The sequence below is a fragment of the Demequina sediminis genome (assembly GCF_030296675.1).
Taxonomy (GTDB): Bacteria; Actinomycetota; Actinomycetes; order Actinomycetales; family Demequinaceae; genus Demequina; species Demequina sediminis.
Genome location: NZ_AP027736.1, coordinates 2,091,129 through 2,104,095, shown reverse-complemented (window position 1 = coordinate 2,104,095; position 12,967 = coordinate 2,091,129). Strand labels below are relative to the sequence as shown.

Here is a 12,967-nt window from a genome sequence, read left to right as displayed (position 1 = left end):
CTCCTCTGGACTCAAGCGGCCACGGACGTTCCGTGGCAGGAGGGTGATGCAGCCGCGACCGTCCCACCGGGAGGCGGGCAGGTTCGCGACGGTCCAGGATACCCGCTGGCCCCTCGCGGGCGCCACCGGTCTGTGGAGAGGGGACGATGCCGGGGTCGGGGGCCTGGCTAGACTGGCACGGCCCGATCGGAGGAGGTGGCGGTGAAGCAGGTACTCGTCGTGGGACTCGGCGGAGACATTGGCACCTATGCCTTCCAGCGCGCCGCCCACGAGCGGTTCGGCTGGCGGTCCTTGGTGGTGTCGCCCCGCGTCACCACGTTTGGCCGCTACTCGCGCCTCGCCACCTGGGTGATCGAGCCCGAGGTCTTCACCCCCGAGGTGCTGCTCGCCCGCCTCGACGCCATCGCGGCCGACCACCCCGATCACGAACTGCTGCTCTTCACCAATCTCGACTGGCACGTGCGCGTGCTCGCGCAGCACCGTGACCACCTCGACCCGCGCTGGCTGCTGCCGTTCCCCGACCTCGCGACGTTCGACGCGGTCTCCTCGAAGGTCGCCTTCGCCGCCGCGTGCGAGAGGGTCGGCGTCCGGACCCCGTTCACGGTCGCGGTCGGATTTGGTGGGAACGATGCCGGGGTCGCCAAGGGCGACGCCCTCGCCCTGGTGCGGGAGGCGGCCCTCGAGTACCCCCTCATCGGCAAGCCCTCGAACAGCGCGGACTGGTTCACGGCGCGCTTTCCCGGCAAGCAGAAGATCCACCACTTCACGTCCGAGGCGGAGCTGGTCGAGGTGCTCGATCACCTCGAGGAGATCGGCTACCCCAGCGAGTTCCTGGTGCAGGAGTTCGTGCCAGGCGACGAGACCCACATGCGCTCCCTCACCGCGTACCGCGACCGCGCGGGCCAGGTCACGCTCGTGGGAGGCGGTCAGGTGCTGCTCGAGGAGCACACTCCCGGCACGCTCGGCATCCCCGCCGCGATCCTCACGCAGGTCGACCAGGAGGCCTTCGACGCCGCGGCGCGCCTCCTCGATCACCTCGACTACTTCGGCTTCGCGAACTTCGACTACAAGGTGAGCAGCCGCACGGGCGAGCGCGTCTTCTTCGAAGCCAACCCGCGCATCGGCCGCAACAACTTCTACGTCACCGCGGCGGGCGTCAACGTCGCCGAGGTCGCGGCGCGCGACCTGCTGCCCGGCCACGTCGACGGCGACGCCCCGCCGCGTACCCCGCCGCGCGAGGTCCTCTACTCGGTGGTGCCGTACCGGATGCTGCTGCGCTACCTGCTCGACCCGGGGCTGCGCGCGCGCGTCGCGGCGGCGAAGCGCGCGCACGGCGTCTTCCACCCGCTGCGCTACCGCGGAGACGGCAGCCTCATGCGCCGCCTCTACGTGCGCGCGCTTGACGCGCGCCTGGTGCGCAAGTACCTCGAGCACTATCCGCATCCCACGGAGAGTGGCTTCTGATGGGGCAGTTCCCGTATCGCGAGCTGCTCGGCGATCGCACTCTCGTGCCCGTGGTGCTCGGCGGAGACATCGGCGGCTACTCGATCGCGCGGGCGTTCCACGAGGCCTTCGGGGTCAAGGTCGTGCTCATGAGCGCGACCCTCAACGGGATCGTGCGCGACTCGGCGATCCTCGAGAACGTCGTGGTGCCCCAGATGGACGACCCCGCGGTGATGGTCCGCGAGATGCGCGCGATCGCCGAGCGCCACCCGGGTGCCGATCTCCTCGCGGTCGCCTCGGTCGACTGGCTGGTGCGCTCGCTCATCGAGCATCGCGCGGAGCTCGAGGACGCCTACGCGATCCCGTACGTCGAGCGCGACCTGCTCGACATCGTCACGAGCAAGGACTCGTTCGCGGACCTGTGCCGCGAGCACGGACTCGCGCACCCGCGCTCGGTGGTGGTTGACCTCACTCAGGGCCCCGCGGTCGACACGGGCGACCTCGAGTTCCCTGTCATCGCGAAGGCCGACGACTCGGCGGCGTACCACGCGATCGAGTTCGAGGGGAAGGAGAAGGTCTTCACCGTCCCCACGCGCGAGGCCCTCGATGCGCTGCTCACGCGGATCCACGCCGCGGGCTACCGGGGCGCGTTCGTGATTCAGGACCTCATCCCCGGCGACGATGCCGCGCTGCGCATCCTCAACACGTACGTGGGCCTCGACGGCAGGGCCGCGTTCACCGTGTACGGCCACGTGCTGCTGCAGGAGCACCTGCCGGGAACCGTGGGGAACTCCTCGGTGGTGCTCACGATCGACGAGCCCGCCGAGACCGCGAAGGTCGAGCGGCTGCTCGAGTCCCTCGGCTGGCGCGGCTTCGCGAGCCTCGACATGAAGGTCGACGCGCGCACGGGAGAGACCGTGTACTTCGAGCTCAACCCGCGCCTGTCACGCTCGAACTTCTTTGTGACGGGCGCCGGGGTGAACCCCGCGGTCGCGTACGTGCGCGAGTACGTGCTTGGTCTGCCCGCCGCGGGCGACGACTACCCGCCGGCGCAGCGCCAGACGCTCTTCACGATCCTGCCGCGGCCGCTGGTCCTGCGGTACCTCATCGACGCCGACACGCGACGCCTCGTGAAGCGGCTCTACCGCCAGCGCCGCGTGTCACACGCGCTGTGGAACTCGGCCGACCGCGCCCCACGACGCATCGCCTACCTCCTCGCGCACCAGCTCAACCACGTGCGCAAGTACCGGCGCTGGTACCCCAAGGCGACGCAGGCCGCGGAACGGGCCCAACTCGCCGGCCTTCCCCACGCCGAGCGCGCCGTCGGCGTGTAGCGCCTCGGGCATCGTCCCCGCGGCTACGCCCCCTCTTCCTCCGCGGGAGGCGAGGGTTCGGGGGTGGGCGTCACGCTGACCACGGGCTCCGGCTCCTCCGACGGGGTCACGACGGGCTCGGGCTCCTCCGACGGGGTGACGACGGGGTCCGGCTCCTCGGTCTCGGTGGGAGTGGGCGACGGAGTGGGGGTGGTGATGACGCCCTTCGCCTCGCCCACGTTGGCGCGGGGCGGGAAGTCGACCACGTCGTAGCCCTCGAGGATCGGGCCCATCATCGCGATCCACACGTCGATGGGGACAGAGCCTCCCGTGATCTGGTCGTAGCCGCCGAACGGCGTGATCTCCTCGACCTCGCCGTTGGGCCCCACCTGGTACATCGACACGACGCCGACGATCTGCGGGCTGAAGCCGATGAACCACGCGGAGCGGTTGTCGTTCGACGTGCCGGTCTTGCCCGCGAGCGGGCGGCCGAGCTCGGCGGCCTTGCGGCCGGTGCCGCCCTGCACCACCTGCTGCATCGCGAACGTGGTGTCGGCGATGACGTCGGCGTCGAAGACCTGATTGCCGTCGACCGAGTGCTCGAGGACCACGTCGCCGTTCGCGTCCGTGATGGACTGCACCGTGTAGGGGTCCTTCTCGACGCCGGCATTCGCGAGGGTCGTGTACGCGTGCGCCATCTGGAGTGCGGTCGGAGAGGCCGAGCCGAGCACGTTCGAGGGATTCGAGTCGAGGCCCACGGTGTCCTCGGGAAGGCCCGCGTCGATCGCGGCCTGCATGACGCGGTCGGGGCCCACGTCGCGGCCCAGCTGCACGTAGTACGTGTTCACCGAGGCCTGGGTCGCGCGCACCATGTCGATGCGCCCGTAGTCGGTGCCGCCGAAGTTGCGCACCGGCCGGTCGAAGCCCTCGATCTCCATCTCGTTGTTCGACGTATAGGTCGACTCGAGCGAGTAGCCGTCGGACAGCGCGGCGATCATCGCGAAGGGCTTGAACGTCGAGCCCGCCTGCGCGATGTCCTGGGTCACCGCGTTGCGCTGCACCTCCAGGTAGTCGGCGCCGCCGTACATCGAGGTGATCGCGCCGGTCGCGGCGTCGACGGTGGTCGCCGCGACGCGCAGGTTGTCCGCGTGGTCGTCGGGCATGTCCGCCACCGCGGCCTCGGTCGACTCCTGGTGATCCTGGCGGAAGGTCGTGACGATCCGGTAGCCGCCCATCTCGATCTGGTCCTGATCGAGGTCGAGGACCGTCATGGCCTCGTTGAGCGCCGTACGCAGCAGGTGGCCGGTGGGCCCGCCGAACGTGTCGGAGGCCACGAACTCGATGGTCTCGGGGAACTCCTGGGCGTCCCGCTCGGACTGGTCGAGGAAGCCCGCCTCGACCATGCCGTCGAGCACGTAGTTCCAGCGCTGCTCGGCACGCTCGGGGCTGAAGCGCGGGTCCCACGCGCTCGGAGCGGGGATGATGCCCGCGAGCAGCGCGGACTCGGACACCGTGAGCTCGGCGGCACCCTTGCCGAAGTACGCCTTGGCGGCGGCCTCGATGCCGTATGCGCCGCGCCCGAAGTAGATGGTGTTCATGTAGTTCTCAAGGACCTCGTCCTTGGTCTGCACCGAGTCCACCTTGAGCGCGAGCAGCGCCTCCTTGATCTTGCCCGGGATGTCCGTGGTGGTCTCGCCAAAGAAGTAGCGCTCGACGTACTGCTGCGTGATGGTCGAGCCGCCCTGCTTGTTGCCCAGCACCACGGTGTTGAACAGCGCGCGGGCGGTGCCCGTGAAGTCGATGCCCGGGTTGGTATAGAAGCTGCGGTCCTCGGCGGCGACCACGGCGTGCGGCACGTGATCGGGAAGCGTGTCGAGGGCGATGATCTCGCGGTTCGCCTCGCCCACCCGGCCCATCTCGGTCTCGCCGTCCGCCCAGTAGACGGTCGAGGCCTGCGCAAGGGCGACGTCGGAGGCCTCGGGCACCTCGAGGCGCGAGTAGACGACCATGAGCGCGATCGCTCCGACCGCGACCGCGACAAAACCGGTGATGAGGGCCGCGATGCCCGTGCGCTTGAGGATGCGCTTCCACCGCGGCTGCTCGGGCGTCGCCGCGCCCTTCTTGCCGCCGCCCTTACCGCCGCCGCCAGCCGCTCCGCCACCCGCCGCCTTGGGCGCGGTCCTTGGCGCCGCCTTCGCTGGCGCCTGGGAGGCGGACGATGCCCTGGTCGCCTGGGGCGGCCGGGCCTGGTTCGACGCGGTGCGCGTCGAGATGCGCTTGGGCGAGCTGGGGCGATCGGTCACGTGTCCACCTTAAGGACTGGTCATGGGCTGGGGCGGGAGCGCGCGTCGCGATACGGACGCCGTGCCCCACGAGGTCTCTGCGGAAACAACGCTCGAGCACGGCATTGCGTGCCGAGTCGCGTCCGGCTCGCGCGTCACGATTCCGTGATGTACGGTTCTCGATGTATCGGAGCGATACAACTGGACGATGGATCGCCGCGCGAGCGGCGAGCCGACGGGGAGAGGAGGCGAGCGCATGGCCAAGACGGACGTCCTTGCCCTCGCGATCCTCGGCATCCTCAAGGACCAGCCGCTCCACGGCTATCAGCTTCGCAAGCGCCTCGGCGCCGAGCTCGGCCCCTTCCGCGCGCTCAGCTACGGGTCTCTCTACCCGTGCCTGCGGCGCATGGTCGAGGCGGGGCTCATCACCGCGTCGGGCGAGGAGGCCGCCGCCGCGGCACCCGCATCGTCCCGGCGTGCGCGAATTGCCTACAGCCTGACCGAGGCGGGGCGTGCGCGCCTCGCGGAGGAGCTCGCGAGCGCCGGCGCGTCGTCGTGGGACGACGACACGTTCGACGTGCGCTTCTCGCTCTTCGCACACACCGATTCCGCGACCCGGCTGCGGATTCTGGAGGGACGGCGCAGCCGTCTCGCCGAACGGCTGGAGGAGGTGTCGGAGGGGCTCAAGCGCATGCACGAGCGCCACGACGCCTACACGGCCGAGCTCCAGCGCCACGGCCTCGAGCGGGTCGAGCGCGAGGTCGAATGGCTCGACCGCCTCATTGAAAATGAACGATCCGCCCCCGGCGGGGACAACCCCGGCACCGCCTCGGCGGGCCACTAGTCAAGGAGATTCACCATGGCCAAGCTTCGTGCCGCCATCGTCGGCGTGGGCAACTGTGCCACGTCGCTGATCCAGGGCGTCGAGTTCTACAAGAACGCCACCGCAGGAGAGACCGTTCCCGGCCTCATGCACGTGCAGTTCGGCGACTACCACATCTCGGACATCGAGTTCGTGGCCGCCTTCGACGTGGACTCGCTCAAGGTGGGCAAGGAGCTCGTCGAGGCGACCACCGCCTCGGAGAACAACACCATCAAGATCTGCGACGTCCCCAAGACCGAGGTTCAGGTCCAGCGCGGCGTGACCCTTGACGGCCTGGGCAAGTACTACCGCCAGACCATCGTCGAATCGGACGAGACCCCCGTCGACGTCACGCAGGTGCTGCGCGACAAGCAGGTCGACGTGCTGGTCTGCTACCTCCCCGTGGGCTCCGAGGAGGCCGCCAAGTTTTACGCGCAGTGCGCGATCGACGCCGGCGTCGCCTTCGTCAACGCGCTGCCCGTCTTCATCGCGTCCGACCCGGAGTGGGCCGCCAAGTTCGAGGCCGCCGGCGTCCCGATCGTGGGCGACGACATCAAGTCACAGGTCGGCGCGACCATCACCCACCGCGTGATGGCGAAGCTGTTCGAGGACCGTGGCGTGCGCCTCGACCGCACGTACCAGCTCAACGTGGGCGGCAACATGGACTTCAAGAACATGCTCGAGCGTGAGCGCCTCGAGTCCAAGAAGGTCTCGAAGACGCAGGCCGTGACGTCCAACCTCACCTCGGGTCCGCTCGCGGGCCTGAAGGACGACCGCAACGTGCACATCGGCCCCTCGGACTACGTCGCGTGGCTCGACGACCGCAAGTGGGCGTACGTCCGCCTTGAGGGCTCGGCCTTCGGCGAGGTGCCCCTGAACCTCGAGTACAAGCTCGAGGTGTGGGACTCGCCCAACTCCGCCGGCATCATCATCGACGCCATGCGCGCCGCGAAGATCGCCAAGGACCGCGGAATCGGCGGCCCGATCCTGTCCGCGTCGACGTACTTCATGAAGTCGCCGCCCGTCCAGACCGAGGACACGCTGGGCCGCCAGCACCTCGAGGAGTTCATCGCGGGCACGCGCGAGCGCTAAGCCTCACACTCGCTGACGCACGGCAACGGGCCGGGTCTGCCTCCCCTCGGGGGCGGGCCCGGCCCGTTGCCATTGGCGGGTGCGTCGGGGGTGGGGCGGGGCCCCGGCCCCGGCCCCGGCCCCGGCATCGTCTCCGCAAGTCACACATCTCACGCCGGGTGTCGCCGATTCCCCGTTCAGCTCAGCCACACCTGTCACCAGATGTGTGACTTGCGCATCGGGGCGGGCGGGGCGGGCGCGCCGGGGGTGACCTCAGGAAGACGCGGCCGTCAACCGATCCAGCACGGCGCCGATGGGCTGCGGGCCCGTGACGATCTCCCACTGATGGCCCGCCGTCGCGGGGCGCGACAGGCACGAGGCGACGGTCTGCGCGACGTCGACGCGCGGAATCGAGTGATGCGGCACCGTCTCACCGATCGTGATGCATCCCGTCCCCGGCCCGTCCGTCAGTGAGCCGGGCCGCAGGATGGTCCAGGCCAGGCCCGACTCCCTCAGCGCGGCGTCGGCCTCACGCTTGGCGCGCACGTAGGCCGCCCACACCTCGCCCCGCTCCGGGTCCGGATCGACGTCCACCCCGATCGCCGACACCTGCACGAACCTCCTGATGCGCCGCCGCTTGGCCGCCGCGATCGACTTGAGCGAACCCTCGAGGTCCACGGTGCGCTTGCGGTCGATGTTGCCGTCCGGCCCGCCGCCCGCCGCGAACACCACCGCCTCGCAGCCCCCGAAGGCCGCCGCGAAGTCCGCCTCGGTGGCGGCCTCGATGTCGAGACGGCGGGCATGGGCTCCCAGCGCGGACAGCGCGCTCAACTGGTCGTCCCGGCGCGCGAGCGCGACTACCTCGTGGCCGCGGTGCAGCAGGATCGGAATGAGCCGGCGGGCGACCTTGCCGTGCCCGCCGACGATGGCGACGCGTTGCGGGATGCTCATACCTCCACCCTGGCGCGCCCGTCCACGGGTCGCAACCGGGGCATCGGCCCCTCGCGAACTAGCGGCCCGCCGCCACTCGGGAATGCACGCGTGGATCGGGGCCGTACTTGTTGGCGCCGGGTTGGCCCTGGGGAATCGCCATGATGAGCGGGATGATCCCCAGACCCACCACCGACAGCAGGATCCACGCCGAGCTCATGCCCGTGTCATGGAGCCTGCGCGCCCAGACGGACAGGCTCGGGATCACGACCACCACGAGGTAGACCACCACCACGCCGAACGCGCCGGTGAGTGCCCCCACCCGACGGCATCGGGGTTGATTGCGGGATCCTCGGCGGGGGCGAGAGAGCCCTCGAAGGCCGCGCCCCACAGCAGCGAGAACGTGGCGACGGTGGGCAGCCACAGCACCGCGGCGAAGAGCTGGAACCACCAGAACTCGCTGCGGCGGGCGCGCCCACGGATGCCCGCGTACGCACGCAGGCACGTCGACACCGCCTCGCCAAAGGTCATCCTTGGCTCCCCTCTGCCTCCGCCACTCTACTCACGCGCCTCACCGCCGCCTCCGCAAGCACCGCGGCCGCGACGGTCAGCCCCAGGGCGGCCCAGGCCGTGACGGGCAGTCCCACGAGCCGGCCCACGTAGCCGCTCGCCGCGCCACGGAATCCCACCACGGCGAACGCGAGCATGCCGACAATCGCGCACGCGACCGCGAGCGCCGCCACGGCGGCTCGCGCGCGACCAACCCCGACGAGCCCGTCCCGCCGCGGGGGGCGGTCGAAGCGCCGCCATGCGGCCACGAGGCCCGCCACCACAACGAGGAAGACCGGCAGGAGCGCGAGCTTGGTCCACCAGAACGATGCCGTGGTCGGGTCCGCCTCGAGGTCCACCCCCGCGACCCACAGGGCGGCATAGATCGCGACCAAGGCGGTGAAGTGCCACAAGAAGGCCGTCATCGCCACCGCGCCGCCCGCCACCACCACGGCCCACACGCGCCGCTGCGCGAGCGCCCGCCGCACCGGCCCGCGCACGAGCAGCGCCACCCCCGCCTGTGCGACGCCGAAGGCCAACAGCGCGACCGTGGGCGGCGCGAGGTTCGACAGCTCCTCGCCCTCGTACGACACCATGGACAGCCCGTACGGCCCCCATGCCACGAGCGCCGCGACGGCAAGCGTGCCCACGGCGAGCATCGTCGCCCCGAGCCGGCGGGGACCCCAGCGGTCGGCGACGCCGTCCGCATAGAAGAAGCCCAGCTGATGAATCGCGAGCCACACGAACGCGAAGTTCAGCCACTTCACCCCGTCGACCCCACCCGCGAGGCGTGCCGCATCGACCGCGATCGCGGCGAGCATGAGAACCGCGATCACCCACCCGCCCCACCGCCGATGGGCCGCGTGCAGGGCCGGGGCGAACGCCGCCGCGATGAGGTAGATGCCGATGAACCACAGCAGCTGGCCCGCGATCTGCAGCAGCGGGCCGGTCGCGGGAGAGTCGCCCCACACGGTTTCGATGACCACCGCCGCCGCCATCCACACGGACACAAACACCAGCGTCGGCCGAATGAGGCGGCCGATGCGCGCGTGCACGAAGTCGGCGTATCCCCCGCCCCGGCGCCGCAGCGACACCCACGCCACGGCGTGAGCGAAGCCGCCCACCACGAAGAACAGCGGCATCACCTGGAACACGAGCGTGAGCGGCCGCGTCCACGGCGCGGACTCGAGCACGTTGGCGATGTCGACCGTCCCTGTCGCGTGGTCGAGCGTCACCGCCGCCATCGCGAAGTGGCCCAGCACCACGCCCACGAGTGATCCAACGCGCACCAGATCAACGAAGCGGTCTCGCGTGTCGGGCGTCGCCGCCACCGCCGCGGCCACCGTCATGTCCCCCATGACCCCGATGCTAGCGAGCGGGAGGGAGCGCGCCGCGGCGCCACCACGCACGGCATCGTCCCTGCATGGGAGCCGTCGCCCCCTAGTCTGAGCCCATGACGCTGGCCCGCGACCTCGCCCGCCTGTGGCGCGCGCGCGGGTTCCGCCGCCTCACCTACTCGCGCCTGCTGTCGCAAGGCGGGGACGGGATGTTCCAGGTGGGGATCGCGACCGCGTTCTTCTTCGATCCGACGCAGGCCGCGACGCCTCAAGAGATCGCGGTCGGCTTCGCGACCCTGCTCGCGCCCTTCACGCTGATCGGGCCGTTCGTGGGGCCTCTCATCGACCGGTGGCAGCGGCAGCGGATCCTGCTGGTCGGGAACCTGGTGCGCGTCGGGCTGGGGCTCGGGATCATCGCGGTGCTCATGCTCGACGGCCCGCTGTGGTCGCTCTACGGCCTCGCGCTGCTCACGCTGTCCGTCAACCGCTTCCTCCTTGCGGCGATGTCCGCCGGCATCGCGAACGTGGTTCCGCGCGACGAACTCCTCGCGGCGAACGCGATCATGCCCACGCTCGGCACGGTGGCCGCGGCGGTCGGGGCCGGAATCGGCGGCGTCGTGACATTCGTGGCCCCCTCCGCGACGGACTCGTCGCTCGCGCTGGCCTCGCTCACGGCGGCGTGCGTGGCGTTCGCGCTCGCCTCGTGGGCCGCGACGCTGCTGGGTCGCAGGGAGCTGGGCCCGCTGCATCCGCTCGACGCGCTGCATGTGCGCGCGCAGATCGCGGCGCTGGGCCGGGAACTCGGCGAGGGCGTGCGCTACCTGCGGGCCCGCGTCACGCCGTTCCACGCGTTGGCGGTGATGGCGGCGCAGCGGCTGCTGTACGGCGTGATGTTCGTGGCGTCGATCCTCATCTCGCGCCACCTGCTGGGCGACCCCGACCGTCCCGAGCAGTCGCTGGGCGCGTTCACCGTGGTGCTGGGCTTCGCCGCGGTGGGGTTTGGTCTCGCGGCGGTCGTCACGCCGTGGCTCGCGCCCCGCGTGGGTCCGCACCGGTGGATCGCGGGAGCGCTCGTGGTGGGAGCGGCGGGACAGTCACTGCTCGCCGCGACCTCGGCCCGGTGGGCGCTACTCGCGGCGGCCGTCGTTGTCAGCCTCGCGGTGCAGGCCGCGAAGATCGCCGTCGACACGATCGTGCAGCGCGACACCGCCGACGAGTACCGCGGCCGCGCCTTCACCCTCTACGACATGGCGTACAACGTGGCGTTCATCGCGAGCGCGGCGATCGCGGCGGTGGTGCTGCCTGCCTCGGGGTACTCGTCGCTGGTGATGGCGGGGCTGGCCGTCGCCTATCTCGCGGTCGCCGCGCTGTTCGTGCAGGCCCCGCGCACCCCCGCCTGACCCACCGCGCTCGCCCCGGACATCGTCCCTAGCGAATGGGGCCGCGCATGGCCGCGAGGCCGCCCGAGCCCAGGTGCTCCTGGCCGATCAGGTGGTCAAAGACGATGTTGGTCTCGGTCGAGGCGACCACCGGATCCATGCTGAGTTCCGTCGCGACGAAGTCGCGCAGCTGCGCGGTCGACACGCACGCGACGTGGATGAGGAAGTCGATGGTGCCTCCCACGAAGAACACCGAGAGCACGTTGGGAAGCTGGATCACCTTCGAGGCGTAGCTCTTGATCTGGGGTCGCGCCTGCGCGCGCAGCCGGACCGAGACGATCCCCTGGACGTCGAGTCCCAGCGCGGCGTAGTCGATCTCGACATGGGACGAGCGGATGATGCCCGCCTCCCGCAGCGCCTTGACACGCGCGTGCGTGGTCGACGGCGCCACGTGAAGCCGCGCCGCGAGTGCGGCGTTGGGGATGCGGGCGTCGCGCATGAGTTCCCAGACGATGCGCTCGTCGAGGTCGTCGAGTCGAACAGGCTTCGGCGCGGGGCCGCCCTGAGGGGTCACGGTCATCGATTCTTCGCCCTTTCGCGCACTATGGCCATATGTGTTCGAGTTTGCTTGTGTGACGGGAACTTCCTCCAAGAATTGCAGGTGTCCGATGAAGAAGGTGCGCGAAGCGCCGAGAGGGGTGGGGCCATGCTGATTGGGATTCCGGCAGAGGTGAAGGACAACGAGCGTCGTGTGGGCGCGACCCCGGGCGGGGTGCGCGAGCTTGTCGCGGCGGGCCACGAGGTGGTGGTCGAGACGGGCGCGGGGCTCGGGTCGGCCTTCGCCGACGACCACTACGCGCTCGCCGGCGCGAGGCTCGGCACGGCCGCCGACGCGTGGGGCGCGGACATGGTGATCAAGGTCAAGGAGCCGGTGCCGGCCGAGTACGGGTACCTGCGCGCTGGCCTGTTGCTCTTCACCTACCTCCACCTGGCGGCCAACGAGCCGCTCACGCGTGCGCTCGCCGAGTCAGGCACCACCGCGATCGCCTACGAGACCGTCACCCTGGCCGACGGCTCGCTTCCGCTGCTCGCCCCCATGAGCGAGGTGGCCGGTCGCATGGCGACGATGGTGGGGGCGTACCACCTCATGAGTCCGCAGGGCGGGCGCGGGGTGCTGCTGCCCGGCGTGCCCGGGGTGCGGCCCGCGACCGTCACCGTGATCGGGGCGGGGGTCGCGGGCGCCAACGCCGTGTCGCAGGCCGTGGGTATGGGCGCGGAGGTGACGGTGCTCGACCTGTCGGTGCCCCGGCTGCGCCACCTGGACGACCTGTACGGCGGCCGCGTGCGCACCGTCGCGTCGAGCGCGGCGGCGATCGAGGAGGCCGTCACGGAGTCTGACCTGGTGATCGGCGCGGTGCTCGTGACGGGCGCGCGGGCCCCGCGGCTCGTCACCCGCGAACTCGTGTCGCGGATGCGCGCGGGCGCGGTGCTGGTCGACGTCGCGATCGACCAGGGTGGCTGCTTCGAGGACTCGCGTCCGACCACTCACGCCGAGCCCACCTACGCGGTCGAACAGACCACGTTCTATTGCGTCGCCAACATGCCGGGCGCGGTCGGACGCACGTCGACACTCGCGCTCACGAACGCGACCTTGCCGTATGCGGTGCGCTTGGCCAGCCTGGGCTGGGAGGCAGCCTGCGCGGCCGACCCCGCGCTCGCGGCGGGACTCGCGACCACGGGAGGGAGCATCGTCCACGCGGAGACGGCGGCCACGTTCCCTCACCTCGTGGGGTGAGGGCGT

12 protein-coding genes are annotated in these 12,967 nt (G+C 70.8%); 6 read left to right on the top strand and 6 right to left on the bottom strand.

The window, feature by feature from the left end; genetic code table 11:
* Positions 1-201 precede the first annotated feature (201 nt).
* Together QUE44_RS10755 and QUE44_RS10750 are read left to right on the top strand one after the other, a co-directional pair.
* The gene (locus QUE44_RS10755) at positions 202-1,464 is read left to right on the top strand and encodes a carboxylate--amine ligase (protein WP_286214524.1); all 1,263 of its coding nucleotides are present in this window, start codon (positions 202-204) and stop codon (positions 1,462-1,464) included.
* Positions 1,464-2,777 carry a carboxylate--amine ligase gene (locus QUE44_RS10750; RefSeq protein WP_286214523.1) on the top strand — a complete coding sequence of 438 codons (1,314 nt, stop codon included), beginning with the start codon at positions 1,464-1,466 and terminating at the stop codon, positions 2,775-2,777. Before QUE44_RS10755 ends, QUE44_RS10750 begins: the two co-directional genes overlap by 1 nt.
* Positions 2,778-2,800: 23 nt before the next feature.
* Here QUE44_RS10750 and QUE44_RS10745 read toward each other — a convergent pair whose 3' ends face one another.
* Positions 2,801-5,059 carry a transglycosylase domain-containing protein gene (locus tag QUE44_RS10745; RefSeq protein WP_286214522.1) on the bottom strand — a complete coding sequence of 753 codons (2,259 nt, stop codon included), beginning with the start codon at positions 5,057-5,059 and terminating at the stop codon, positions 2,801-2,803.
* Positions 5,060-5,294: 235 nt separating this feature from the next.
* Between QUE44_RS10745 and QUE44_RS10740 the strand changes: the two genes are divergently transcribed.
* Both QUE44_RS10740 and QUE44_RS10735 read left to right on the top strand, forming a co-directional pair.
* Complete coding sequence (locus QUE44_RS10740; RefSeq protein WP_286214521.1) at positions 5,295-5,882, top strand: PadR family transcriptional regulator; 588 nt, start codon at positions 5,295-5,297, stop codon at positions 5,880-5,882.
* Between the two features lie 15 nt (positions 5,883-5,897).
* The gene (locus QUE44_RS10735) at positions 5,898-6,992 is read left to right on the top strand and encodes an inositol-3-phosphate synthase (protein ID WP_286214520.1); all 1,095 of its coding nucleotides are present in this window, start codon (positions 5,898-5,900) and stop codon (positions 6,990-6,992) included.
* A gap of 252 nt (positions 6,993-7,244) precedes the next feature.
* Here QUE44_RS10735 and QUE44_RS10730 read toward each other — a convergent pair whose 3' ends face one another.
* The 4 genes from QUE44_RS10730 to QUE44_RS10715 are packed head-to-tail and all read right to left on the bottom strand — an operon-like array spanning position 7,245 to position 9,808.
* Positions 7,245-7,922, bottom strand: a complete 678-nt coding sequence (locus tag QUE44_RS10730) for an NAD(P)H-binding protein (protein ID WP_286214519.1) — start codon at positions 7,920-7,922, stop codon at positions 7,245-7,247.
* A gap of 58 nt (positions 7,923-7,980) precedes the next feature.
* Positions 7,981-8,196 (bottom strand): DUF805 domain-containing protein, encoded by a 216-nt coding sequence (locus QUE44_RS10725; protein ID WP_286214517.1) that lies wholly within the window; start codon positions 8,194-8,196, stop codon positions 7,981-7,983.
* Positions 8,166-8,432, bottom strand: a complete 267-nt coding sequence (locus tag QUE44_RS10720) for a DUF805 domain-containing protein (RefSeq protein WP_286214516.1) — start codon at positions 8,430-8,432, stop codon at positions 8,166-8,168. Before QUE44_RS10720 ends, QUE44_RS10725 begins: the two co-directional genes overlap by 31 nt.
* Entirely contained in the window at positions 8,429-9,808 is a 1,380-nt protein-coding gene (locus QUE44_RS10715) for an acyltransferase family protein (protein ID WP_286214515.1), read from the bottom strand. The genes QUE44_RS10720 and QUE44_RS10715 overlap by 4 nt, the downstream gene beginning before the upstream one ends.
* A 95-nt stretch (positions 9,809-9,903) precedes the next feature.
* Between QUE44_RS10715 and QUE44_RS10710 the strand changes: the two genes are divergently transcribed.
* Positions 9,904-11,187: an MFS transporter gene (locus tag QUE44_RS10710; protein WP_286214514.1), complete on the top strand. Its 1,284-nt coding sequence runs from the start codon at positions 9,904-9,906 to the stop codon at positions 11,185-11,187.
* Positions 11,188-11,215: 28 nt separating this feature from the next.
* Here QUE44_RS10710 and QUE44_RS10705 read toward each other — a convergent pair whose 3' ends face one another.
* Complete coding sequence (locus QUE44_RS10705) at positions 11,216-11,746, bottom strand: Lrp/AsnC family transcriptional regulator (protein ID WP_286214513.1); 531 nt, start codon at positions 11,744-11,746, stop codon at positions 11,216-11,218.
* Between the two features lie 126 nt (positions 11,747-11,872).
* Between QUE44_RS10705 and ald the strand changes: the two genes are divergently transcribed.
* Complete coding sequence (ald, locus tag QUE44_RS10700) at positions 11,873-12,961, top strand: alanine dehydrogenase (protein ID WP_286214512.1); 1,089 nt, start codon at positions 11,873-11,875, stop codon at positions 12,959-12,961.
* The last annotated feature ends 6 nt before the right edge of the window (positions 12,962-12,967 follow it).

Excerpts from the sequence above, each read along its gene's own strand:
- QUE44_RS10750 (WP_286214523.1), top strand. The coding sequence starts at position 1,464 with ATGGGGCAGTTCCCGTATCGCGAGCTGCTCGGCGATCGCACTCTCGTG.
- QUE44_RS10740 (WP_286214521.1), top strand. The coding sequence starts at position 5,295 with ATGGCCAAGACGGACGTCCTTGCCCTCGCGATCCTCGGCATCCTCAAG.
- QUE44_RS10735 (WP_286214520.1), top strand. The coding sequence starts at position 5,898 with ATGGCCAAGCTTCGTGCCGCCATCGTCGGCGTGGGCAACTGTGCCACG.
- QUE44_RS10730 (WP_286214519.1), bottom strand. The coding sequence starts at position 7,922 with ATGAGCATCCCGCAACGCGTCGCCATCGTCGGCGGGCACGGCAAGGTC.
- QUE44_RS10720 (WP_286214516.1), bottom strand. The coding sequence starts at position 8,432 with ATGACCTTTGGCGAGGCGGTGTCGACGTGCCTGCGTGCGTACGCGGGC.
- QUE44_RS10715 (WP_286214515.1), bottom strand. The coding sequence starts at position 9,808 with ATGGGGGACATGACGGTGGCCGCGGCGGTGGCGGCGACGCCCGACACG.
- QUE44_RS10710 (WP_286214514.1), top strand. The coding sequence starts at position 9,904 with ATGACGCTGGCCCGCGACCTCGCCCGCCTGTGGCGCGCGCGCGGGTTC.
- QUE44_RS10705 (WP_286214513.1), bottom strand. The coding sequence starts at position 11,746 with ATGACCGTGACCCCTCAGGGCGGCCCCGCGCCGAAGCCTGTTCGACTC.
- ald (WP_286214512.1), top strand. The coding sequence starts at position 11,873 with ATGCTGATTGGGATTCCGGCAGAGGTGAAGGACAACGAGCGTCGTGTG.